The following is a 22,811-nucleotide window of genomic DNA, read 5'->3' on the forward strand; positions in this document are numbered from 1 at the left end:
TCCTAATTATTTATATATCTATTTCCTGTTTAGGCACGGTTCTATAATAATATAATTTTCCTTTATGAAAGCTATTTCCGGTATATCAGGTTTCTCGTCATGTCCCTCATCAGGCGGTATAGCAATCAAGTCTGCTATTCTAAGCTGCATGGGTTCCAGATTGTTTGCCACAACAAAGGCTTCCCTGTTGCCAGCGGCTCCCGCATGGACTACTCCTCTTAGAGCTCCTATTACTACTACATTCCCGTCTGCAATAATATGGGCTCCTGGGTTGACATCCCCTATTATTACTATATTACCACTAAACTCAACTCTTTTTCCAGACCTAAGTGTCGATCTGATGAATTTTGTGTCACCGCTGGGTATATATTCTATTGCAAGCTGCCTTTCTTCCTCGGCAATCTGCATTCCAAGCTCGCCTTCAATGTATTCCTTTAACATTATATACTCAACATCATCGACTCCGCTACAGTTAATAGCATATATCCTGGCCCCGTCAAAAAATCCTTTTGCGCCTTTAACTTTCTGACCTATGAGTTCCTTTGCCGTCTTGTAGTCGCAATCGCTTCTTATGTTTATTACAAGTCCGTTTTTAGTTCCCTTAAACTCAATTTTTTCTGTTTCGAGCATATTGATTCCCCCACAAATACATAATGTCTACAAATCAAAGCTTATTGAGTCAAACCTCCGGAATAGTCTATTTTTTCCTGGCTGTAGTCAGTTTCAAGCCCCATGTACTGTCCTATTACATCCCGCGCTATAGGTCCGCCGTATCCACCGTGCCCGCCCTGGAATATAAGCACTACTACTGCTATTTCAGGTTTGTCATACGGAGCAAACGAAACAAACCATGCAAAATTGTCATACGTGTCCTTAAATCTGTTTATATCGCTTGTCTTGATTTTGGGGTTGAGCTTTTGAATGGCAGCCCTGAGGTAGTAGTCTCTGTCGAGCTTCTCTTCAGATTTTTTTTCCATAGAGTCTGCAAGCTTCATTACCTCGTCTTTCCCAACTCCAAAGCTTGAAAGGTGCGAGAGCAGATACTGTGCCTCATCAGCTGCCGGAACTCTTCCGCTTTTTTGCGCCGTTCCTGTCTTTCCGCCAACTTCGACAGGGAAATTCCCGAACGTGCTGCTGGCAGTACCTTCCTCCGTTACCTTCTTCATTCCTTTTTTGATGTGCTCGAGATTCTCAGCGTCATCAAGTGGGATTTTGACTGATGCCCTCTTTATTTTTTCTATATTAAGTTTATCATAAGATTCTATTTTGTCCACGACTGTGACCTTGTTTTTATATCCGCCGTTAGTCAGCGCAGAAATATAGTTGGCCATCTGTATAGGTGAGTATGAGTTTTCACCCTGACCTATGCTTATATTGAAGCTGTCTCCCGTGCTCCACTTCGCCTGTGAAAAATAGTTGTATTTCATTATGTCTGTTATCTCGTTTACGCTTTCTTCCTTTACCTTGAGGCCTCCAAGTCTCTTTATTATCTCGCCTCTGCTTGGATTTTCCTCTGCCCAGCTCACCATCGTGTCTATGCGCTTTTTATACTCATCCGGGTCACTCTCGCTTGTTATATCCGCAAAGGCATTCTCAAGCTTAATTTCAAGAGTGCTCTCAAGCATCAGCTTTGTAGTTTTGAGCTTGTCAGCCGGATTTGGAACCTTGCCTGAAAACTCCTCGATTTGAATTCCTGTCTTCTCGTCAAGGCCAAGCAGTTTGGCGAAGTAGAGTATGTCCTCTATTCCCATCTGTACAGGCAGCGGCTTGTTGGCACCATAGTCAAACCCTACGCTGAGGGAATAGAAATAGTAGTTGCACGACACCTCGAGCGCCTTGTAAAGATCTGTAGGTCCGTGGCTTCCTTTTCTTTCGTTCCACAGCCAGCAGCCAAAGCTCCTGTTGCCCAGCATTATATAGCCCCTGTCTGTTATCCTGTAATTCGGGCTGAGCCCCTTTTCTAAGCCTGCAAGTCCTGTCACCATCTTGAATACCGAACCAGGCTGCACCGTTGTCATTGTGGCAACGTTATAAAGGGGTCTTGGCGCCAGAGGATCATTTTTGTTCTCCGGAAGTAGTTTTGCCATGTCCTCGGAGGATATGCCCGTAGCAAAAAGGTTCGGATCAAAGTCCGGATAACTGGCCAGGGCAAGGACATCACCCGTTTTTACGTCGAGAGCCACTACAGCTCCCGATGTTGCCTTGCTGTATACCCGCTTGCTGTCCCTTAGCCTCGAACTGCCCCATTTGCTTGTATATACTCCGCCCTGCCTTATAGTAGAGAGTACGGTTTTGAGCGATTCCTCGGCTTTCTTTTGGAGCTCGAGATCTATTGTAAGATAAACCGAGTCTCCTGGGACAGGATCCTTCATCTCGAGCCTTTTAATGAGCCTTCCAGCTGCATCCACCTGGACTCGCTTGTAGCCGTTTTCGCCCTTGAGGCTTTCTTCGTATTGCTTTTCGATGCCGCTCTTGCCTATGGTGTCACTTTTACTGTATCCTTTTTCATCTACATATTTTTCTATCTCGTATGGCAGCGATATTTTACCCATGTATCCAAGTATATGCGATGCCACATTGCCGTTTGGATAGTATCTTACGGGCTTGACCTCGACGCTCACACCTGTAAGCTCCATGCTCTTTTCCTCGATCTCTGCCACAGTCTTTTGCGACACGTCGTACGCCACCTCGACAGGCTGGTATTGAAGATATCCCTTAGACTTGACAAGGTCGCGTATTATCATGACCTTCCTGGCATCAGCATCATTGTATTCCGAAGGAAGCTCGTAATACTTTCTTATTCTCTTAAATGCCTCGTTTGCATCTATACCTTTTTCCTTTTCTATGTCTATGTCATATCCGTAGAGCCACTCTTTCTTCCTCACTTGCTCTGCAAAAAGCCACTGGGAAACGTATATCGGAGGATAGTAGCCGTTTTCGTTGAGCAGTTTTTGCAGCTCAAACTTGTCTATGTTCCTCGATTCAGGCGATATGGCTCCGCTGGCAATGAGCGAATCCACGATGTAATAGAAGCTTTCCTTGGCAGTGTATGATTTAGGTATGGCGTTTTCAGCCTTCCATTCCCTTATTTTTCTGTCGAATGTAAATGAGAACTTGCCGTTTACAAGTTCTATAGGAAACTCATCGGCATATTTGTCGCCATTCTTTTCAAGTATGCCGATTATCCCAAGTGCTATTGAGTTCATGTTGTCCTTTGCAACTTCGTTTTTTGAAATCTGCACAGTAAAGCTCGGCCTGTTGCCTGCAATAAGCCTTCCGTACCTGTCCTTTATCTCGCCTCTTGGCGCCTGGACTGTTATCTTCCTGAAGACTTTATCCTGTGCCTGCTTGAAATAATCGTCACCCTTGACTATTGTCATGAAGGAAAGTCTTATTACAAGCACTGCAAATATGCACATGAGCACTGTCTTTAGAATATCAAATCTGTCGCTTTGTTTTTGCATCATAAAAAATCACCTTAACAATTTCGGCATATTAGTATAAGGATACACTTCTTTTTATCTTCTCATGAAACTTCAGGAAAAAAGCATACGCCGGCAGCGCAATCACACTGTTTATAATAGGGAACACAACCATGTTCCTCAGCAGTATGCTGTATATGGAGCCTTGCAGATATTCTCCGAAAACAAGCAGCTTGATTCCCGAATATAAAATACTGGCAAAGCTTATGAGCACAAATATTGTAAATCTGCTCTCTTTGAATATCTTGTCGCTTATGAAGCCGTAAAGCTCCGATATTGCATACATAAAAAGCGAGCTTACACCGAGCGTAATACCTACAAGCATATCGCGCGCAAGCCCTGCAACAATACCGGATGCCGACGACGCTCGCTTGTCCAGCGTTATTGCGCATATGCAAACATATATCAGGACAAAGTCAGGCGCCACGCCAAATATTTTCAAATTGTTGAGTATGCTGTTTTCCAAAACGACTATCACAAGCGATATGAACGTGGCATAAATTGCTCCCATGACTAACCTCTCTATCTTATTCTTTCGGGGCTTACTACCATAACCTTGTCTATATTTTTAAAATCCACATACGGTTTGACTTTCACATTTTTCACCAAGCTCTTCTTGTCTTCCTCGACCTGCTGAATTTCGCCTATTGGTATGCCTTCCGTATACATTCCAAGACCCGAGGTGACAAGCATGTCCCCGGGAGAAACGTCATAATCCATGTCAAACATGTACCCGACAAGAAAACCTTCACTGTCCTCGAATGTGTCTACAGTTATGTTCTTTCTGATAACGCCCATGTAGTCAGGCTTTCTCAGGACCTTGAAACTTACGGCGGACTTGTAGTTTATTATGGATATTGCCTTTGAATAGTTCTTTGAGACTTCATACACTATCCCCGCGAGGCCATCTCCCGTAAGCACTATACTCTCATTTTCTACGCCGTCGTTGCTGCCGGCGTCGATTACAAAGCTTTCATACATGTTGCCGTCATTTTTTGCAATAACCTTAGAGCTTACGTAGTTCTTCACAGGAACGTTCTGCACATAGTTGAGCGACCTTTTCAGATCGGTAAGCTCCATTAATTCCTCCTGCGACAAATCCAGCTCTATGACCTGCTTTTTTAGCTCCTGGTTTTCCTTTTTAAGCCGGGCGAGCTCCTTCATGTTTTTGCCGTACGAGAAAATGCCGTCGGCATTGGAGCTTATGCCGGAAAAGAAGCCTCCGGCCGTTTTTTCCATAGGCGAAAAAATTTCTATTCCAATAGACGACATGAATCTTGCAGCTGCGCTTCCGGCCAGTGAAAACGAGATAATTAAAATTAGAATGATAGCTATTGCAACAATAGCTATCATTTCTTTACCTGCCTTTTTCTTTTTAAACATAAGTTTTATCATGACATCACCCGGACTATTTCTTCGTCGATATTAGCACTTTTCTGAGCGTATCTATTTCCTCAATGGCCTTGCCTGTGCCCAGAGCTACGCAATCCAAAGGATTCTCGGCTATTCTGACAGGCATGTATGTCTCTTTGTTTATAAGTACGTCGAGCCCTTTAAGCAGCGCTCCGCCGCCCGCAAGCAGTATTCCGTTTGTCATGATATCCGCCGCTAGCTCAGGTGGAGTCTTCTCAAGTGTCGCCTTGATGGCGTCTAGTATTATAGTCACCGGTTCTTTAAGCGCATGCCTTATCTCCTCGGCATTGACTTCCACCGTCTTTGGAAGCCCCTCTACAAGATCCCTTCCCCTAATGAACATGCTCTGCTGCTCACCTTCATATTCATGGGCAGATCCTATTGTAATCTTGATTTCTTCGGCTGTCCTCTCGCCTATCATTAGGCTGTATTCCTTTTTAATATAGCTGACTATTGCCTCGTCGAATTCGTCTCCGCCTATCCTTACTGATTTTGCAGTCACAATGCCCCCAAGAGAAATAACGGCTATCTCGGTAGTTCCTCCGCCAATGTCAACAACCATGTTGCCGGCTGGCTCCGCCACCTGCAGACCTGCGCCAATAGCTGCCGCCATCGGTTCTTCAATTAGATAAACCTCTCTTGCTCCAGCCTGCATCGCTGCGTCTTCAATGGCTCTTTTTTCGACCTGAGTAACCCCGTAAGGTATGCATACTACTATCCTTGGATTGAACATCGATTTTTTTGGGCTGGCTTTTCTTATGAAGTATTTGATCATGCTCTGAGTTATGTCAAAGTCAGCTATTACTCCGTCCTTCATAGGCCTTATTGCTACTATGTGTCCCGGAGTCCTGCCTATCATTTTCTTGGCTTCTTCGCCTACCTCAAGGACATTCTTGCCGCTTTCTTCAACTGCGACAACTGATGGTTCCCTCAGAACTATCCCCTTGCCCCTTAAATAGACGACCGTATTAGCTGTGCCAAGGTCTATTCCCATGTCGTTAGTCTTTATACTAAAAAGATTAAAACCGAAGATTCCAGTTCCCGATCTTTTTTTTCCCTTTGCCATTTTTGTTTCCTCCCTAAATAAGTGAATGCTCCTTGAAGCTATAATATACGCCGTCGCCGAGTATTATGTGGTCTAATATCTTGATTCCAATCAGGCTGGAACATTCTAAAAGCCTCTTGGTTATATTCTTGTCCTCTGCGCTGGGATCCGGATTTCCTGAAGGGTGGTTATGTATCAATACTATGCTGTTGGCACTTCTCCTGATGGGTTCTACAAAGACTTCCCTTGGATGGACTATTGACGAGTTGAGCGAACCAACTGAAACATCAGTATCGCATATGACTTCATTCTTAGTATTGAGCATTACTACCTTGAATATTTCCTTCTTGAGATATCGCATCTCTTCCATATATATCCTGGAAATATCTTCAGGGTGAGTTATCCTGGGCCTGTGTCCCATTGATGATCTCGAAAGTCTCTTGCCCAGCTCGAGAGCCGCTACAATCTGACAGGCCTTGGCGTTGCCGACTCCCTTAACCTTGCTGAGCTCCTCTATGCTTACGTTGTAAAGGCTCCTTATACCCTCTTTGTCCATGTTCACTATGCGCTTGGCCAGATCCAGTGCTGAGACATTTTTGCTCCCCGTCCGAATCAGTATGGCTATAAGCTCTGCATTAGTAAGACTTTCGGGTCCTTTGAGGGTAAGCTTCTCCCTCGGCCTTTCGCATTCGGCCATTTCATTGATCATCAAACTGGTTTTTGTATCCACGGCGTTTTCCTCCTTTGAATTATATAACATTTTCAAAAAAAATAATAGAGTACTGCGAAAATATTATATGCAGGCCTCAAGTACCCTTATACCCATATAGCTTCTATTTCTTCCTCATTTTGGTTTTTGTGCAAAATAAAAAAGACATCCCAGATTACTAGATGTCTTTTTTATTTTGCCATATGAAATTGCCAAGCCCTTCTTTTTTAAGCGTATCGTACAGCCGGGATATAGGCAGTCCCACAACATTGTTGTAGTCACCTTCTATCCTCTCCACAAAAATAGCACCAATGCCCTGTATTCCGTAGGCTCCGGCCTTGTCATGCGGTTCTCCTGTGCCAATATAGGCTCTGATTTCCTCATCGCTTATGCTTTTCATGAATACGAAGGTTTCCTCGCAGAATACCTCGGTTTTGCCCCTGCCTACAACCGCAACGCCGGTGCATACCTGATGTCTTTTTCCGCTTAGCTTTGAAAGCATTCCATATGCATCCTCGGGGCTCTGCGGCTTGCCAAGTACCCTGCCGCCGTAAGCAACCACCGTATCTGCACCGATAACAACACAGTTCTCTTCCACTTTACCTTGAACAGCGAGAGCCTTTTTAAGCGCCAGCTCCTTTACAATATCACAGGGAGCTTTCCCACTCTCAAGTGTTTCATCTACTTCCTCGACGACTATGTCAAATTTCAGGCCCATCTGCTCCAGAAGCTCTTTTCTTCTGGGTGAAGCTGAAGCCAGTATTATCCTATTCATATTCCCTCCGGCTGCTATTTCTCATCTGCCTTTTCGGCAGCTGCGTTCTTCTTTTCCTGAGCTTTTCTGACCTTTTCCATTTTTTCAGGATTTCCGGATATTGCGCTTGTCGGGCACTTGACCGGACATATATGGCACTGCTTGCATTTTTCATAGTCTATAATGGCCAGCTTGTCTATGACATGCACAGCATCAAAAGGACATACCTTCTGACAAATCCCGCAGCCAATGCAGCCCACCTTGCACTTGTCCTTTACTTCCTTGCCGAATTCATGGCTGTTGCACTCGACTATTACTTCCTGCTTGTACGGCACCCACTTGATTATACTCTTGGGGCATTGCTCAAGACACTTGCCGCAGGCTACGCACTTATCCTTGTCTATTACAGCTATTCCGTCTACAATTGATATGGCTCCAAAGTCGCAAACGTTCTTACATGTGCCAAAGCCCAGACATCCGTAGCTGCAAGACTTTTGTCCATTGTTCGCAAGGACAGCCGCCTTGCAGTCGTGTATCCCCTGGTAGTCAGCTTTCTGATGAGCATTTTTGCAGTCACCCTTGCATATCACATGCGCCACGCGTTTTTCCATCGCATCAGCCTGGACTCCCATAATAGCTGCGATATTGCCTGCCGTTTCGCTTCCGCCCACCGGACAGGCATTCACGGCAGCCTCTCCGTTTGCAATTGCCTGTGCCAGAGCGGCGCATCCAGGATATCCGCAGCCTCCGCAGTTTGCACCCGGCAAGGCGTTGTTTATTGCTTCTATCTTAGGATCGGACTCGACAGCAAACTTCTTGGAAGCGTATGCAAGCCCAACTCCGAAAAAGAGCCCCATCGAACCCAGACCAATCACAGTTTTTAATATATCGTTCAAATGAAATCCCTCCTATACTAGTCCGATGAATCCCAGAAAGGCAATGGACATGAGCCCTGCTGTTATAAGCGCTATTGGGAATCCTTTGAATGCAGCGGGAACATCCGAAATTTCGAGTCTCTCCCTTATTCCGGCAAAGAGCACTATTGCAAGTGTAAAGCCTATGGCTGCACCTGCGCCGTTTATGACAGTCTCAACAAGCCCATAGCCGCTTTGAACGTTCAATATCGCAACACCCAGCACCGCACAGTTAGTAGTTATCAGAGGAAGAAACACACCCAGCGCCTGGTAGAGTGTGGGACTCATCTTCTGTATAACCATCTCAACAAACTGTACAAGTGATGCGATTACAAGTATGAATGCTATAGTCTGCATGAATTCGATGTCAAGCTTTATAAGCAGCTTTTGAACGAAGTACGTTATAAGTGAAGCCAGCGTCATTACGAACGTAACGGCCATTCCCATGCCGAGTGCGGTCTCCACTTTTTTGGAAACGCCAAGAAAAGGACATATGCCCAAGAATCTAGACATTACGAAGTTATTTACTAGTATAGAGCTGAGTAGTATTATAAATATTTTCATGCTTTCACCTCTTTCAGTATGTCTACCTTGCAGAAGTCAGCTTTTTGAATCCTGCCAGGAGTATTCCAAGAGCCAGGAATGCTCCTGGAGGAAGTATCATTATTAGAGCCGGCTTATAGCTGCTGCCGAGAATCATATGTCCGAATATAGTTCCGTTTCCAAGCAATTCCCTTATGCAGCCAAGTACAGTAAGTGCTATCGCAAAGCCAAGGCCCATAGCAAGGCCGTCCATCATTGAAACAACAGGATTGTTCTTTGAAGCGAAACTCTCAGCCCTCGCAAGTATCAGACAGTTGACGACTATCAGCGGTATGAAAAGCCCCAGCGCCTCATCGAGCGACGGCAGATAGGCCTTAATGAGCATGCCTACAAGTGTTACAAAAGTCGCTATTACGACTACATACGCCGGTATTCTGACCTTTGAGGGTATCAACTTCCTTATTAGCGATATTGCAAAATTCGAGCATAAAAGCACGGCTGAAGTAGCCAGTCCCATGCCAAGACCATTCTCAGCCGATGTAGTAACCGCCAGAGTGGGACACATTCCAAGCACCTGTCCGAAAACAGGGTTTTCAGTCACAAGACCATTTTTAAAAATCTTACCTAGTTTCAAGATACCACCTCCAGCTACTTATTCGTTTCGAGCACTGCCTTTGCAGCTTCATTTATTCCCGTTGTAACAGCTCTTGATGTTATAGTTGCTCCCGATATTGCAACAACTTCATTTTCCTTAGGCTGTCCGCTCTTGATAACATCTATTGGTTCATTTGTATTCATACCCGTATACTGGTCCTTGAATTCTCCGCTGGCTTTGCTTCCAAGTCCTGGCGTTTCTTTGTGATTGCCTATGCTGACGCCTGATATGCTTCCATCCAGGTTAAGCCCAACTATCACTTCCACAGGCCCCGAGTATCCTACAGGAAGTGTTCTTGCAACATATCCCTTTAATTCAGAGCCGCTGTATCCTTCATAAAGCTCACTTACTATATCCGAGCCGAAATCTGCGCCCTCAATCTTTTTGAATTCTGTGGCCTCGGGCAGTACTGTCTGCCTTGATTTTTTGGCTGCCTCTTCACTTTTTTGAGCAATCAGAGGCTCTGTTACCTGGTTTGTGTAGCTGAGTACAAGTGCGGATATTGACGCTACAATAAAAAGCACTAGTCCCAGTCTTGCCATTTCCTTCATTATTTAGCCACCTCCCCGAAAACCTTAGGAGTTGTATACCTTTCAATAAGCGGCGTGGCTACGTTCATTAGTATTATTGAATACGAAACGCCTTCCGGATATCCTCCGTAAAGTCTTATGACAGTAGTCAGCACTCCGCAGCCTACGGCGTATATTATCTGGCCTTTGGGAGTTACTGGAGAAGTTGAATAGTCAGTGGCCATAAATACAGCTCCAATTACAAGCCCCCCCGCAAACATGTGGAATAGCATGTAGCTTATGTCAAAGCCTCCAAGCAGCAGCGTCAATATTGCCACAGTTCCCATATAGTATACTGGGATTATGTATGTTATGACGCCTCTGTAAAGCAGATAGGCCCCGCCTATAAGCAGCAGCACAACCGATGTTTCTCCGACACAGCCTCCCACATTGCCTATGAAAAGGTCCTTGAGGCTTGCGGCTGCCATTGCCGCCTCCTTGCCCTGCTCGCTCAGTATGCCCAGAGGTGTAGCACTTGAAACAGCGTCCGGGCCCGGATTCACCCACGATGTCATCTGCACAGGCCATGAAGCCAGAAGAACTGCTCTGGCTGCTAGCGCCGGATTCATGAAATTGTGGCCTATGCCTCCAAAGAGCTGCTTAACAATTATAATTGCAAACAACGAGCCCACTACAGTAAGCCACCACGGAGCATTCGGCGGAAGGTGAAGAGCCAGAAGAAGTCCGGTTACTACGGCAGAAAGGTCTCCTACCGTAACCTTTCTTCCCGATAATTTTTGAAAAATCGCCTCAGCAGCTACTGCCGCCAATATGGCAGGTACTATTACAACCACCGCTCCCATCCTGAAAAAATACAGAGCTCCCAGCGTCGCTGGAATAAGAGCTATTATGACATCCCTCATTATGTGGGATGTCGTGGTGCTAGAAACAATATGCGGAGACGATGATATCGTCAGTTTGTTTTCCATAATATTTCCTCCCTGCTACTTATTTTTGCTTTCTTCTGCTAGCAACTATTTCACGTTTTGCCACCCTGATTGACTCGAGCAGAGGCCTTTTTGACGGACATATGAATGAGCAGGAACCGCACTCAATGCAATCCATCGCCTTGTACTCCTCCGCCTTTTTATAGTCGTACTTGAGGGAATAGGCGCTGATGTAGAGAGGCTGCAGATTCACAGGGCATACCGTAAAACATCTTCCGCACCTTATGCAGTTTTCGGGTTCAGGCCTTTTTGCTTCTTCTTTTGTAAGACATAGAATACCCGATGTCCCCTTTGTCACAGGTATCTGGACGCTGCTTTGCGCAAGGCCCATCATAGGACCTCCAGATATCACCTTGGCCGGCTCTTCCTTAAATCCTCCGCACTCATCAATCAAATCGCTGTAGAGCGTGCCTATTTTAACTATCAGATTATGCGGGCTGTTTATCGCCCCCCCTGTAACTGTAGTTATTCTCTCAATCGAAGGCATTCCGGTTTTTATGGTTCTGGCAATTTGTGCTGCTGTGGCAACGTTGTTAACCACAACCCCGGCATCCATTGGCAATCCTCCCGACGGAACCATCCTGCCCGTACATGCATAAATAAGCTGCTTTTCAGCACCCTGGGGATATTTTGTCTTTAGCAGCACTACGTTTATGTCCTCGCCGTCCTTTATTTCGTTTTGCATGCCGTTTATGACATCTTTTTTGTTATCCTCTATACCTATATACGCCCTGCTTATTCCAAGCGCCTTCATTATAGCCCGGGCTCCGTCAATAACATCTTCAGGCGTTTCGAGCATGAGCCTGTGGTCTGCAGTAAGGTAAGGCTCGCATTCAGCGCCGTTGAGCACAACTGTGTCGACGTTCTTCTCGCTCGGAGGCGAAAGCTTCACATGCGTGGGGAATGCCGCTCCTCCCATGCCCGCAATTCCCGCTTCCTTGATCATCTGTATAATCTCTTCGGGCGATAGCTCAGACAGGTCTCCCTTGGGAGTCACGCTCTCGTGGAGTTCGTCCTTGAAGTCATTCTCGATTACAACACAAAGCACCTTTGTACCGCCCTGGAGCGGCATCTCCTTGAGCGCTTGTACAGTTCCCGACACTGATGAATGTACAGGTATCGACACGAAGCCCTGTGCCTCGCCGATTTTTTGCCCTACCTTTACATACTCACCCTTGCTTACGACAGGCACGCAGGGAGCCCCTATGTGCTGCAGCAAAGGAATATACACGACACCTGGAGGCTTGGCCTTTGTAGCCGGCATATTCTCAGTCTGCTTTTTTCTATGCGGCGGATGTATTCCTCCCTTGAATGTAAAAAGCTGCATACTTTTATCCTCCTTGTGAAAAATCTCAAAACAACAATTTATGTAGGTTACTGTTTCTTCCCAATTTTCTTTAAAGTATAACACAAAGGACATGTAGCTTTATTCTTAATTAATTTATTAACGTTTAGGTGTGTACCTAATCAAATTATTTTATTTAAGCATTAAAATTTATTTTTTATGTTCGCCAGGATATCGTTTTCATATTTCAATGTTTTTTTTGTCCCGAAAAAATGCATTTTCATGATAAGGCTGAAAAATATGTATTTTCTTGAAGGTTTGCATGCAAAAAAAACAAAAACAGTCTATTGTATTCAGTATATTGTGGACTTTTTTTAACAATCTGACTTTCCAGCTTGCTTCCGCTGTTTCTTGGAAATAAAAAAACACCAGGTATTACCCTGGTGCCAAGATTCTATGTATAGTTTTTTTAGTTTACTATTCTCTTTGCCCATTTGTAAGTTTCGCTGTAAAATCCGCTGTTTAGATCTGAAACTATTACTTTTCCCTGTGCCGAGGATGCATGCACGAATTTGCCGTTACCTGCATATATTCCGGTATGATTGACATTGCCGCTTCGGTCTGTAGTGAAAAACACAAGATCACCCGCTGCAAGACTTGACTTTTCTACAGTAGTCCCAAGCTTGCTCTGAGCCGTAGAGTTATGCGGCAGCTCTGTCCCAGCTGCACCCTTGTATACATATCTTGTGAAGCCTGAACAGTCAAAAGTGCTTGGTCCCATGGCTCCCCATACATATTTGCTTCCAAGAAGATTGAGCGCGTAGTTTGAGATTCCGCTTCTTCCCTCTCCTCTCGAAACAACTGCTGTCTGCTGCGTTTGCGTACTCAGCATAGGCACATTTGCATAAATCGAGTATATGTACGCTGTTTTTCCATCATATGTAACTCTGTACCAGTCGCCTGTTTTCTCGATTACATTCAGCTGAGCTCCCTTGCTCAACTTGGCAACTACGCTGCTTTGAGTGCTTGCTTCCTGCCTCAAATTCACACTGTCTGCATTGACGTAACCGTCTATGCCTTCCTTAACTATCCCAGCATAGGCACTGCTTATCCAGCCTTCATTACCGTCAGTAAGTCTTATTTTATACCAATCCTGAACATTTGAAATTATTAGAACTTCATTTTCATTGTAGAGTTTAGAGATTATAGTAGATGTGGTTGATGCTTCTTTTCTGACGTTAAGAGAAGTGGCTTGTACCTTTCCGATACTGAATGGCTGTGCAAAAACGCTGGAGCTGCCCAAACCCAGGGCTATCAAGATAGCAAAAAAGGCCCCAACTTTTTTAATCATTTGTAGCCTCCCTTTAAATTAGTGGTGCGAGCGAAGGGGGTCGAACCCTTACTTTCCTACGAAAACAGACCCCTCAAGCCTGCGCGTCTGCCAATTCCGCCACGCTCGCACATATTCAATTTTTAAGAAGCTCAAAACCTAGAGCCTGCAGCGGCTTTGTGCCCGCCAACAATATTTATTATAAATACTTACAGGCTCTATGTCAACATTTTTTTATTATTTCTCTACAGCAACATCTTCAATGCCCATATAAATGTTGTATTTGCTTGGCTTGAAAGCCCCCGAAATCCTGGAGTTCACTACTGCGCTGCTCTTTTTCATGACAAGCCCAAGATAAGGCATCTTGCTGTTGTATGCGCTTTGCAACTTGCTTACTTTTTCGGCTTTTTCAGTTCCTGTGACACTGCTTTCAATCCCGGCGATTAGCATATCTACACCCGGATCAGAAAATCCCATAAAATTACCGCCGCCCTGAGTACCCAGCACATAGCCAAGCTGTCCCGCTGCCGGAAGCTTGTAGCCTGCAAGAGCCATGTCATAATTGCCCGATTTCAAATCCTGGCTGTACTCATCCCAAGGCTTTTCAACAACCTCTATTTCCACTCCTGCATCCGTCAGATTTTTTTTAATAACAGATGCCGCTTTAACCCTCTGCTCATTTTCGCTGTTTACAAGCAGTCTCAAAGGTGTTTTTTTGTCAGGATTTTTTTTGAAATACGCCTTAGCGCTTTCCGGATTATGCTTATACGCATTTGACTTTTTATCCTTGCTGCCGCTTTTGGGGATAATCGGCAAGTCCGCGACATCGGCATAGCCCATATATGCTTCCCCGGCAATCTTTTCCCTGTCTATGGCGCTTGCCAGCGCTTTTCTGAAGGCCATATCTGCAAAACTGCCTTTGCCCAGATTGAAGGCCAGAATGTCAAAGCTGTAGTTGAAATAGTCATATACCTTGATTCCCAGCTTGCCGTACTTTTTGTCATAGTACTGCTCATCATTGTAGAAATCAATCTCCTGAGACTGGAAATACTCTTTCTGGGCCTGAATATCTGGGACTATCAATATGTTTATCCCCTCGATGGACGGCCTCTTGCCATAATAGCCTTCAAAGCTCTTGAGCTTTATCAGTTTTCTTTTATTAAACTCAGAAATTTCATATTTGCCGCAGCCTATCATGTTATTTTTGTCCAGCAAAAGCTGCTCCTTAGAAAGTTTAAGAAGCTTATGCTTTGGAACGATTGGAAAAACAAGTTTTTCGACCTGCGAAGCTCCCGGCGCCGCGAATTCGATCAGCACAGTGCCACTGCCCTTTTCCTGCACTGATTTTATACTTGATGCAAAAATATAGTACGGGCTCTCGGGCATGGTTTTTATAAGGTCGATTGTAAACTTGACATCTTCCGCAGTAAGCTCCCTGCCGTCATGCCACTTGACGCCGCTTTTGAGAGTTATAGTCACCGCACTCCTGCTCACCTCCCAGCTGTAGCTGTCCGCTAAGACGGCCTGCACTTCCCCGCTCGAGTCAATTTCAAAAAGACCCTCGTACACAAGATTTAGAGCCTGGCTAACCGATTCATTCTGTGTCAGCAGAGGATTTATGTTACTGAAAGAAGTCACCGAAATATTAAGCTCGCTTCCGCCTGCGGCCGCAGCAGGGCTTCCGATTTTGCCTTCCGCCTCGCCGGAGGCATCCTCCTGCTGACAGGCTGCAGAAAGCATGCAGGCCAATCCTATCATTATTACAAGAAATATTTTTTTCATTGGATCACCTTTTGTATATTTTTTTATACTTGTTATAATTCTCCATAACCCTTTCAACGTACGCGCTTGTCTCAGGATAAGGTATTGAGTCCAGTCCGCCCTCCCCGTTGCTGTATGAAGAATCCGACAGCCATTTTTTTACGTTGGCCGGTCCTGCATTGTAGGCGGCAATGACGAGCCTTTCATCTGAAAACTCCTCGCTTAGCTTGCTTATATACCAGCAGCCAGCTTTAACATTCACATCAGGCTCATAAATAGAGCCTTCCGAAAACTCGACCTCACTCCTGGCATGCTCGAATGTTATGTCCATTATCTGCATGAGTCCCTTTGCCCCGCTTGTAGAGTTTGCATACGGGAAAAATTTGCTTTCAGCCCTTATTATGGCGAACACAAGCAGGGGGTCGACCCCATACTCTCCGGCATATCTGTAGACCTGTTCTTCGTAATGCTCCGGGTACGCTAGCTTTCCCAAGTTGTTTGAATTTAGTGCAAATACGGACAAAATGATTGTTATTGCCAAAATCATGGTGCATATTCTTCTACTTCGCGGCTTCAACTACTACATACCTCCAAACCCTCCAGAAAATCATCCACCTTGGCCTCAAGCTCATCAACAGTCCCTGAATTATCCAAAATGAAATCAGCGAGTCTTTTCTTGTCTTCCTGGCACATCTGATGTGCCAGCCTAGATTCGGCCTCCGTCCTGGTCATATCGTCTCTTTCCATTATTCTCTCTATCTGCACATTGCTGTCACAAGTCACAAGCAGCACCAGGTCTACCAACTTGTCGAGGCCGGTTTCAAGGAGAAGCGGCGCATCGAGCACAAGCAGCTTCTCTCCTGCCTTGTCAAACTCTGCAATGCGCTCCTTAATGTCGTTAATTATTCTAGGGTGCATTATGTCATTCAACTCGCACAGCTTTTCGTTGCTGGCGAACACAATGGATGCCAGCTTCTTGCGATCAAGGCTGCCATCACTTTTTATTATTTCGGAGCCGAACCTTTCAGCAAGCACCCCAAGCATGGGGCTGCCCCTTCTGGTAATCTCCCTCGAAATCTCATCTGCATCTATAACCTTTATTCCTCTTCTTTTGAAAATGTCAGACACAGTTGTCTTTCCCGTCCCCATAGAGCCGGTTAGTCCTATAATTGTCATATCAAGCACCTTCAAGTTATTTTGTATCGTACCATGACTTGCCGCAGCTGAGATCCACGTCAAGAGGCACGCTGAGCTTCATTGCATTCTCCATTTCTTCCCTGAGTATAGCTTCAACCTTTGTCTGCTCAGCTGCATAGGCTTCGACTATGAGTTCGTCATGCACCTGGAGTATGAGTTTCGATTTGAGCCCCTCTGATTTGAGCCTTCTGAACACGTTTACCATGGCAATCTTTATTACGTCTGCCGCACTTCCCTGTATCGGCGTGTTCATGGCCAGCCTTTTGCCGAGATTTTTTATTATGGCGTTGTTTGATTTCACCTCGGGAATGTACCTTCTTCTGTTGAGGAGAGTGCTCACGTAGCCATGCTCAAGGGCATATTCGACAATGCTCTCCATGTACTGCTTGACTCCGCTGTACCTGCTCAGATAGCTGTCTATATACATCTTGGCTTCCTTCACAGGGATATTAAGGTTCTTGGAGAGTCCGAAATCGCTTATCCCGTATATTATGCCGAAGTTTACGGCCTTGGCCGCATTCCTCATTGCCTTGTCAACCGCTTCTATAGGTACGCCGAAGACCTCCGATGCAGTCCTGGTATGCACGTCCTGGCCCTTCATGAAGGCATCCTTAAGCTTTTCGTCGTCGCATATGTGGGCCATTATCCTGAGTTCTATCTGCGAGTAGTCCGCATCCGCAAACAGGCAGCCCTCCTTGGCCACGAACACGCGCCTTAGCTTCCTTCCGACCTCGAGTCGAACTGGAATGTTTTGCATGTTCGGCTCTGTGGAGGATATCCTTCCGGTTGTCGTAATAGTCTGGTTGAATGTTGAATGGACCCTTCCCGTCTTCTCGTTTACAATGCCCAAAAGACCGTCCACATATGTTGACTTTAGCTTCACAAGCTGCCTGTACTCGGTTATAAGGTCTATTATATCGTGCATGCCGCTGAGCTTTTCCAGCACCTGCGCATCGGTGGAATATCCTGTCTTTGTCTTTTTAACAACCGGCAAATTAAGCTTTTCAAAGAGTATCACTCCAAGCTGCTTTGGCGAATTTATGTTGAACTCCTCACCCGCAAACCTGTGTATGTCCTCCTCCAGCTTTGCTATAGTAAGCGAAAACTCCTCCCTGAGCTGCACGAGTATATTCTGGTCCACAAGAATGCCCTCGTATTCCATGCTGCCAAGAACCTCAACTAGAGGCATTTCTACCTCGTAGAGCAATCTCTCCATGCCGCATTCCGCTATCTTCTTCTCCTGAAGCGGCTTTACCTGGGCGCACATGCTGAGTATGCCGCCTAAATACTCCCTAAGCTCTGATTCCTCGACAATCTCAGCGCCCCTTAAAGTCTTGCCCTTGCCGAGAAGCTCCTCCTGCGATCTAAGCGTCCCGCTCAGGTATTTGCTCGCTATGCTTTCATGCGAGTAGTTCGAGCCGGCTGAGTCTATAAGGTACTCTGCAACCGCCACGTCAAACGCCATGCCTTTTAGGCTTATGCCGTAAGGCCTAAGCGCTACATACTCTTCCTTGAGGTTGTATCCTGATTTTTTCACAGCCTCCGATTCAAGCAATTCGCCCAGCCTTTCTATAAGCGCCTCGTCTCCCGTATGGTATATATTCGAACCGTCAGCTGTGAGTGACAGCATCACAATGTTTCTGTCGATTATGTTGCCTTTTTTTGATATGCACTTAAAATACATGTGTCCCTGGCTGTTTATCTGCTCTAAAAGAGCAGGCAGGCTGTCTGCATTCAGCTTTAGATTCACAGACTTGATCTCATTTTCCGGCTGCTCTGTACGATGGCCGGCTCCGAGCTTTTTTATCAGGCTTGTAAACTCAAAGTCCGTAAACATACTGGATACCTCTTTGAAATCAAAATCCTCAAGCAGCAAAGAGTCAAACTCTATTTCGATAGGCATGTGCGTAACTATTGTCGCCAGTCTCTTGCTGACAACTGCCAGCTGGGCATTTTCCTCAATTTTTTGCCTTACGCTTCCCTTCACTTCTTCAAGGTTGTTCAGAAGATTTTCAAGGCTGCCGAATTCCTTAACTAGCTTTATTCCCGTCTTTTCGCCTATTCCCGGTACTCCTGGAATGTTGTCGGATTTGTCTCCCATAAGGCCCTTGAGGTCAATCAACTGCAGCGGCGCAAGGCCGTAATCTGCAATTATCCTGTCTGCGTCATACTCCTCAAGCTCTGAAATTCCCTTTTTGGTTATGAGCACCCTTATCTTGTCGGATGTAAGCTGTAGCGCATCCTTGTCTCCCGTAACTATGAGAACTTCAAAACCCTCAGCCTCAGCCTCCTTGGAAACCGTGCCTATTATGTCGTCCGCCTCGAAACCTTCAAGCTCCAGCCTGTGAATCTTCATGGCATCTATCAGGCGCTTAAGAGGCTCCATCTGCTCCCTGAGCTCATTTGGCATGCCCTTCCTGTGCGCCTTGTAGTCGCCGTACTCCGTATGCCTGAACGTCGGCGCCTTAAGGTCGAATGCGACGCTTATATGCGTAGGCGCGTAATTTTCAAGCAGCTTGAAGAGCATTGTTGTGAATCCGTATATTGCATTTGTGTGGCGCCCGTCCTTAGTCATAAGCTCCGGCAAGGCATAGAAAGCCCTATTCACAAGGCTGTTTCCATCTATTATAACAAGTCTTTTGCTCATATTATCAGCTCCCGATATTTCTGTATTTAACAACTTCAGCACGTAAAAGCTCGATTCTATTATATAACAAAACAAGTGCAAGTTCTTAATCTATTTTCAAGATTAAGAACTTGCACTTTCTGTGTACAAAAAAATGTTATTCCCGTTTGAGATTACAACCACATCTGCTAATATGCATACTCGAGCGAAACAATCGCTTTTATCGTGAGCTCTCCCCGCGATATAGCAGCACCTGCATCTGCCATTGAACTTTCAAGCTTCACCACGGGATACGGCCCAGGATAGCTTGCGCTGACCTCGGTGACCCTCAGAGGCTCTTTTACTGTTACTCCCATCCCCTGGGCTATGGCATCAGCCTTGGCTTTGCCATTGGCAACTGCTTTTTTTAGAGCCTCCGCATAATATTTATCCTTTTCGAGCACTGAGAAGGCAACATTACTCATACCTGTTATGCCGTCTTCAACGGCCTTGTTGAGCACATCGCCCACCATCTGTATGTTCTCAACTTTAACTTCAAATGCGTTCACAAGCCTGTAGCCCTTGAAAATCTGCTTGTTGGTTTGTGAATCGTAGTCATAATCCTTGAAGAAATTGTATGACGCAGTCTTTATGTTTGACTCCTTAACTCCAAGCTTAATAATGTCCGCCTTGAATTTGTTGACTATCGCATTGTTCTCGTCTACTGCCTTTCTTGCATCCATGTTCACAGTATCCACGCTGAAGGTTATGACAGCCTGGTTTGGAACCACGCTTACCTCGCCCTCGCCTGTGACGCCAATTGTCCTCGGGCTGGCTGCCTCCTGAGCAAATGTGAAGCTGCTCATCATGAATATCGCCATAATTGCAGTTACTAAAATTCTCTTCATTGTTTTCTCCTCCTTATTTTTCTAATTATTACATAAACAATGTAAGCAAGTGCTACATAAGGCACATACGCCAAGGTGAGAATCAGCAGGTAAAGCGAGCCTTCAAACGCACTTTTAAACTTCTCAACAAGGTAGTCCCACATCCTGTCCTTTTCAGAGTATATCCTAAGGCTCACCATGGAATAGGCAACGTCCCTGTCATAGCCCTGCAGATAAGAGGTGTTCAATTCTATCTCCTGTCTTATTCTGAAAAGCTCCCTTTCAATCTCCAGCATATCGCTTACCTGGGTGGCCTTCTCAAAGAGCATGCGCAGCTGCTGCTCCTCGGCCTTGAGATTGTCAATCCTGGCTGCCAGGTCCCTGTACTGCCTGCTTATGTCAGCCTCGCTCAGGGATTTTTCCTCTAGCCTGCCCAGCTTTTCAAAGTATGCCAAGGCAGAGTCAAGCTCTCCTGATGGTATCCTAAAGCTGGCGTACGCTTCACTCGTATTCTTGAAGTACTGCGAATTTTCGACGTATCCATTTTTACTGCGCGCATAGAACACGGCCTTGGCAAGTGTCTCCTCGACATCTTCCGTCTTTATGCTCATATAGGCGTTTTTTACAACCTTGACGCTCTGCAGATCAGATGAGGCTCCAGGTAATGATGCCTCCTGCGATTCCCCTTTGTCCTGCTGCGCCATGCCCGGTGAAGCAGTTTCATTTGAGCCTCCCATACTACTGTCGATCTGGCTTCTTTGCCCCAGCAGGCCTCCTGCGTTGAGCGCCGCTGCAACTATGAGGATTAATGCCAGTGCTGCTGCAAAAATCCAGAGGTCTCCGACCTTCTTTGCCAGACTTTCGGCTAAGTCCCTCATCCTGCCCTTGCGTTTTTCCGGCTGCTCACTGGACACTTGCTCCACCCCCTTTTTTTATTATTAAAAAAATCTCTATAGGGTCTTTATACTCTTTCTGACAAGTCTTTCATCAAAAAAGTTCCGGCTAATGTAAAAAAACATTGAAATACATGACGTTTTGTATTATTATAATTGTTGTGGCAAGTTAGCCGCAGACATGCCGAAGTGGTGGAATTGGCAGACGCGCCGGACTCAAAATCCGGAGAGGTAACACTCGTGCGGGTTCGACCCCCGCCTTCGGCACCAGTAGAATCAAGGTCTTTTGAGGCCTTGATTTTTTTATTTATACCCTTAAATTACGGCTTTGCAAACATTTTGCAAACATAAGAAAAAGCCGGGTCTCCCCGGCTATCTTAAATTTTATGATCTTTATTCGCTTCAAGGCTTAGGAGATAAATCAGATATTGATTTAAGCTAATACCTTCTTTTTGAGCTTTTTCGGCTAATAGTCTGTGCAAGCTTTTAGGCGTCCGTAAAGTTATCCTTCCGCTGTAATGTTCGTCTGCTGAAAAAGGCTCTGGGATTTCCTCGCCCTTCTCGAACTTTGTCTCAATCCAAGCTTTTCTTGCATCTTCACCCATCTGCAGGACTTCTTCCAGTGTATCTCCATCACTCATGCAGCCTGGTAAATCAGGGTAGGTTATTAAGAGTCCGCCGCCTTCTTCTTCCGACAGCACCTCTATTTTGTACGGATACTTCGCGTCAAAATAATACTCCAATTTTTTTATGACCATCTATATCAACTCCCTTCCCGCTGGGATTATTTTTGATTTTAGCTAAGAGCTTTTCCTTTTTAGAAATACTACCACGCCCCTTTCAACCTTACATCTATATTTTATCGCGACACTACATGTGGTGTCAATGTTGTTCTTAGTGTTGTTCTGAATTTTTAAATGTAGGTATTGAGGTAACACTCGTGCGAGTTCGACCCCCGCCTTTGGCACCACTAGAATCAAGGTCTTTTGAGGCCTTGATTTTTTTATTTTATCTATTTTTTCGCCTCAGGTAGCGTTTTTTGTATTTAATGGCCGCAAACTCGCCTATTCTTCTGACCAAAGAGTAATTGACCGCGCTTCCGACAATGCCTATTATTGGGATTCCCTGAATGAACTTCGCAACCAAAATGGCTCCCGATAAAGCGCCGGCAGCAGTTTTCATCTGCTCCTGCAAATCAATATCCGCACCGGCATCCTCTTCAATCTTTATTTCCAGCAGCTCTATCTGGTTGTTATATTCTTTTTTTAAGTCTCCCCTTGAAACGGCTGCGCAGATTAAAAGAAGAACGTAAACCTTCTCGCCATCTGTTTTGTAATCGAATCCATAGCTCAGGGCAATTTCATGTATTGTTTTCATAATCACAGCTATGAACAGCGGTATGTCAGGCACTCCTATGCCCAACAGTCCCAAAACCGCCCCTTCTGCCGCCGAAATTGACGAGTTCGTCAGCTTCGACACATTAGCCTGCTTATCGAGATTTTTTATGTGGCGCCTGCCTGATTTTTTTACCTTATCTCTCTCCAATTCGGCATCGTTTTTGTCATAGTGCGATATTTTTTTGTTCCTGTTATAGGTTTTTTCAATATACTCGCTTCCCTTTTCAAAAACTAGCTCAAAACCCTTGAAGAAGGCCATGTCTAATGAACTCTTAATCTTTTCTGGCATCTTCTGCTCTATAGCCTCTCTCACGGGAGTCAGGCTTGCTTCAAGCAATTTGTTCTCATCCCTGTCAATCAGTTTCTTTTCTTTCTTTGCCAGACGCTCAAGTTCTTTTTTTATTAATCGAGGTTCCATGTGCCAT

At 45.3% G+C, this 22,811-nt stretch carries 22 protein-coding genes and 2 tRNA genes; 1 reads left to right on the forward strand and 23 read right to left on the reverse strand.

The window, feature by feature from the left end; genetic code table 11:
• Positions 1–18: 18 nt before the first annotated feature.
• From minC to GT589_RS07895, 21 genes are all read right to left on the reverse strand, one after another.
• Entirely contained in the window at positions 19–630 is a 612-nt protein-coding gene (gene minC, locus GT589_RS07795; RefSeq protein ID WP_293398112.1) for a septum site-determining protein MinC, read from the reverse strand.
• Positions 631–671: 41 nt separating this feature from the next.
• Positions 672–3,467, reverse strand: coding sequence for a penicillin-binding transpeptidase domain-containing protein (locus GT589_RS07800; RefSeq protein WP_293398113.1), 2,796 nt, complete (start codon positions 3,465–3,467; stop codon positions 672–674).
• 28 nt (positions 3,468–3,495) lie between these two features.
• Complete coding sequence (gene mreD, locus GT589_RS07805; protein ID WP_293398114.1) at positions 3,496–3,993, reverse strand: rod shape-determining protein MreD; 498 nt, start codon at positions 3,991–3,993, stop codon at positions 3,496–3,498.
• Between the two features lie 11 nt (positions 3,994–4,004).
• Positions 4,005–4,865, reverse strand: coding sequence for a rod shape-determining protein MreC (gene mreC, locus GT589_RS07810; RefSeq protein ID WP_293398115.1), 861 nt, complete (start codon positions 4,863–4,865; stop codon positions 4,005–4,007).
• Positions 4,866–4,890: 25 nt separating this feature from the next.
• On the reverse strand, positions 4,891–5,961 hold the full coding sequence (locus tag GT589_RS07815) for a rod shape-determining protein (RefSeq protein WP_293398116.1): 1,071 nt from the start codon (positions 5,959–5,961) through the stop codon (positions 4,891–4,893).
• A 13-nt stretch (positions 5,962–5,974) separates the two neighbouring features.
• Positions 5,975–6,637, reverse strand: coding sequence for a RadC family protein (gene radC, locus GT589_RS07820; protein WP_293398259.1), 663 nt, complete (start codon positions 6,635–6,637; stop codon positions 5,975–5,977).
• A gap of 190 nt (positions 6,638–6,827) precedes the next feature.
• A complete protein-coding gene (locus GT589_RS07825; RefSeq protein WP_293398117.1) occupies positions 6,828–7,424 on the reverse strand; it encodes a Maf family protein in 597 nt (198 codons plus the stop codon).
• Between the two features lie 14 nt (positions 7,425–7,438).
• On the reverse strand, positions 7,439–8,299 hold the full coding sequence (locus GT589_RS07830; protein ID WP_293398118.1) for an RnfABCDGE type electron transport complex subunit B: 861 nt from the start codon (positions 8,297–8,299) through the stop codon (positions 7,439–7,441).
• Positions 8,300–8,311: 12 nt separating this feature from the next.
• Positions 8,312–8,881, reverse strand: coding sequence for an electron transport complex subunit RsxA (gene rsxA, locus GT589_RS07835; RefSeq protein ID WP_293398119.1), 570 nt, complete (start codon positions 8,879–8,881; stop codon positions 8,312–8,314).
• A 22-nt stretch (positions 8,882–8,903) separates the two neighbouring features.
• Positions 8,904–9,494 carry an electron transport complex subunit RsxE gene (gene rsxE, locus GT589_RS07840; protein WP_293398120.1) on the reverse strand — a complete coding sequence of 197 codons (591 nt, stop codon included), beginning with the start codon at positions 9,492–9,494 and terminating at the stop codon, positions 8,904–8,906.
• A gap of 14 nt (positions 9,495–9,508) precedes the next feature.
• Positions 9,509–10,066, reverse strand: coding sequence for an RnfABCDGE type electron transport complex subunit G (locus tag GT589_RS07845; protein WP_293398121.1), 558 nt, complete (start codon positions 10,064–10,066; stop codon positions 9,509–9,511).
• Positions 10,066–11,013, reverse strand: a complete 948-nt coding sequence (locus GT589_RS07850; protein ID WP_293398122.1) for an RnfABCDGE type electron transport complex subunit D — start codon at positions 11,011–11,013, stop codon at positions 10,066–10,068. The genes GT589_RS07845 and GT589_RS07850 overlap by 1 nt, the downstream gene beginning before the upstream one ends.
• Positions 11,014–11,032: 19 nt before the next feature.
• Positions 11,033–12,358: an electron transport complex subunit RsxC gene (gene rsxC, locus GT589_RS07855; protein WP_293398123.1), complete on the reverse strand. Its 1,326-nt coding sequence runs from the start codon at positions 12,356–12,358 to the stop codon at positions 11,033–11,035.
• 427 nt (positions 12,359–12,785) lie between these two features.
• The gene (locus GT589_RS07860; protein WP_293398124.1) at positions 12,786–13,667 is read right to left on the reverse strand and encodes a C40 family peptidase; all 882 of its coding nucleotides are present in this window, start codon (positions 13,665–13,667) and stop codon (positions 12,786–12,788) included.
• 22 nt (positions 13,668–13,689) lie between these two features.
• A tRNA-Leu gene (locus GT589_RS07865) sits at positions 13,690–13,776 on the reverse strand.
• A gap of 107 nt (positions 13,777–13,883) precedes the next feature.
• Positions 13,884–15,428, reverse strand: coding sequence for an ABC transporter substrate-binding protein (locus GT589_RS07870; RefSeq protein ID WP_293398125.1), 1,545 nt, complete (start codon positions 15,426–15,428; stop codon positions 13,884–13,886).
• Between the two features lie 4 nt (positions 15,429–15,432).
• Entirely contained in the window at positions 15,433–15,984 is a 552-nt protein-coding gene (locus tag GT589_RS07875) for a lytic transglycosylase domain-containing protein (protein ID WP_293398126.1), read from the reverse strand.
• Complete coding sequence (gene coaE, locus GT589_RS07880) at positions 15,981–16,583, reverse strand: dephospho-CoA kinase (protein WP_293398127.1); 603 nt, start codon at positions 16,581–16,583, stop codon at positions 15,981–15,983. The genes GT589_RS07875 and coaE overlap by 4 nt, the downstream gene beginning before the upstream one ends.
• A 16-nt stretch (positions 16,584–16,599) precedes the next feature.
• Complete coding sequence (gene polA, locus GT589_RS07885; protein WP_293398128.1) at positions 16,600–19,251, reverse strand: DNA polymerase I; 2,652 nt, start codon at positions 19,249–19,251, stop codon at positions 16,600–16,602.
• A gap of 167 nt (positions 19,252–19,418) precedes the next feature.
• Positions 19,419–20,117, reverse strand: coding sequence for an SIMPL domain-containing protein (locus GT589_RS07890; RefSeq protein WP_293398129.1), 699 nt, complete (start codon positions 20,115–20,117; stop codon positions 19,419–19,421).
• Positions 20,114–21,010, reverse strand: a complete 897-nt coding sequence (locus tag GT589_RS07895; protein WP_293398130.1) for a DUF4349 domain-containing protein — start codon at positions 21,008–21,010, stop codon at positions 20,114–20,116. The genes GT589_RS07890 and GT589_RS07895 overlap by 4 nt, the downstream gene beginning before the upstream one ends.
• 162 nt (positions 21,011–21,172) lie before the next feature.
• Here GT589_RS07895 and GT589_RS07900 point away from each other — a divergent pair.
• Positions 21,173–21,259, forward strand: a tRNA-Leu gene (locus GT589_RS07900).
• Positions 21,260–21,366: 107 nt separating this feature from the next.
• On the opposite strand, the gene GT589_RS07905 is transcribed toward GT589_RS07900, so the two are convergent.
• Both GT589_RS07905 and GT589_RS07910 read right to left on the reverse strand, forming a co-directional pair.
• The gene (locus GT589_RS07905; protein WP_293398131.1) at positions 21,367–21,747 is read right to left on the reverse strand and encodes a toxin-antitoxin system HicB family antitoxin; all 381 of its coding nucleotides are present in this window, start codon (positions 21,745–21,747) and stop codon (positions 21,367–21,369) included.
• A 250-nt stretch (positions 21,748–21,997) separates the two neighbouring features.
• The gene (locus GT589_RS07910) at positions 21,998–22,804 is read right to left on the reverse strand and encodes an EcsC family protein (RefSeq protein ID WP_293398132.1); all 807 of its coding nucleotides are present in this window, start codon (positions 22,802–22,804) and stop codon (positions 21,998–22,000) included.
• Positions 22,805–22,811: the final 7 nt, after the last annotated feature.

It is taken from the genome of Peptoclostridium sp. (assembly GCF_009881055.1).
GTDB lineage: Bacteria > Bacillota > Clostridia > Peptostreptococcales > Peptostreptococcaceae > Peptoclostridium_A.

What these genes read in the sequence shown, in the direction of transcription:
- GT589_RS07800 (WP_293398113.1), bottom strand. Translation starts at nt 3,467, where the DNA reads ATGATGCAAAAACAAAGCGACAGATTTGATATTCTAAAGACAGTGCTC.
- GT589_RS07905 (WP_293398131.1), bottom strand. Translation starts at nt 21,747, where the DNA reads ATGGTCATAAAAAAATTGGAGTATTATTTTGACGCGAAGTATCCGTAC.
- minC (WP_293398112.1), bottom strand. Translation starts at nt 630, where the DNA reads ATGCTCGAAACAGAAAAAATTGAGTTTAAGGGAACTAAAAACGGACTT.
- polA (WP_293398128.1), bottom strand. Translation starts at nt 19,251, where the DNA reads ATGAGCAAAAGACTTGTTATAATAGATGGAAACAGCCTTGTGAATAGG.
- rsxA (WP_293398119.1), bottom strand. Translation starts at nt 8,881, where the DNA reads ATGAAAATATTTATAATACTACTCAGCTCTATACTAGTAAATAACTTC.
- GT589_RS07845 (WP_293398121.1), bottom strand. Translation starts at nt 10,066, where the DNA reads ATGAAGGAAATGGCAAGACTGGGACTAGTGCTTTTTATTGTAGCGTCA.
- radC (WP_293398259.1), bottom strand. Translation starts at nt 6,637, where the DNA reads ATGGCCGAATGCGAAAGGCCGAGGGAGAAGCTTACCCTCAAAGGACCC.
- mreD (WP_293398114.1), bottom strand. Translation starts at nt 3,993, where the DNA reads ATGGGAGCAATTTATGCCACGTTCATATCGCTTGTGATAGTCGTTTTG.
- rsxC (WP_293398123.1), bottom strand. Translation starts at nt 12,358, where the DNA reads ATGCAGCTTTTTACATTCAAGGGAGGAATACATCCGCCGCATAGAAAA.
- GT589_RS07825 (WP_293398117.1), bottom strand. Translation starts at nt 7,424, where the DNA reads ATGAATAGGATAATACTGGCTTCAGCTTCACCCAGAAGAAAAGAGCTT.
- GT589_RS07870 (WP_293398125.1), bottom strand. Translation starts at nt 15,428, where the DNA reads ATGAAAAAAATATTTCTTGTAATAATGATAGGATTGGCCTGCATGCTT.
- GT589_RS07910 (WP_293398132.1), bottom strand. Translation starts at nt 22,804, where the DNA reads ATGGAACCTCGATTAATAAAAAAAGAACTTGAGCGTCTGGCAAAGAAA.
- GT589_RS07850 (WP_293398122.1), bottom strand. Translation starts at nt 11,013, where the DNA reads ATGGAAAACAAACTGACGATATCATCGTCTCCGCATATTGTTTCTAGC.
- GT589_RS07890 (WP_293398129.1), bottom strand. Translation starts at nt 20,117, where the DNA reads ATGAAGAGAATTTTAGTAACTGCAATTATGGCGATATTCATGATGAGC.
- coaE (WP_293398127.1), bottom strand. Translation starts at nt 16,583, where the DNA reads ATGACAATTATAGGACTAACCGGCTCTATGGGGACGGGAAAGACAACT.
- mreC (WP_293398115.1), bottom strand. Translation starts at nt 4,865, where the DNA reads ATGTTTAAAAAGAAAAAGGCAGGTAAAGAAATGATAGCTATTGTTGCA.
- GT589_RS07815 (WP_293398116.1), bottom strand. Translation starts at nt 5,961, where the DNA reads ATGGCAAAGGGAAAAAAAAGATCGGGAACTGGAATCTTCGGTTTTAAT.
- GT589_RS07860 (WP_293398124.1), bottom strand. Translation starts at nt 13,667, where the DNA reads ATGATTAAAAAAGTTGGGGCCTTTTTTGCTATCTTGATAGCCCTGGGT.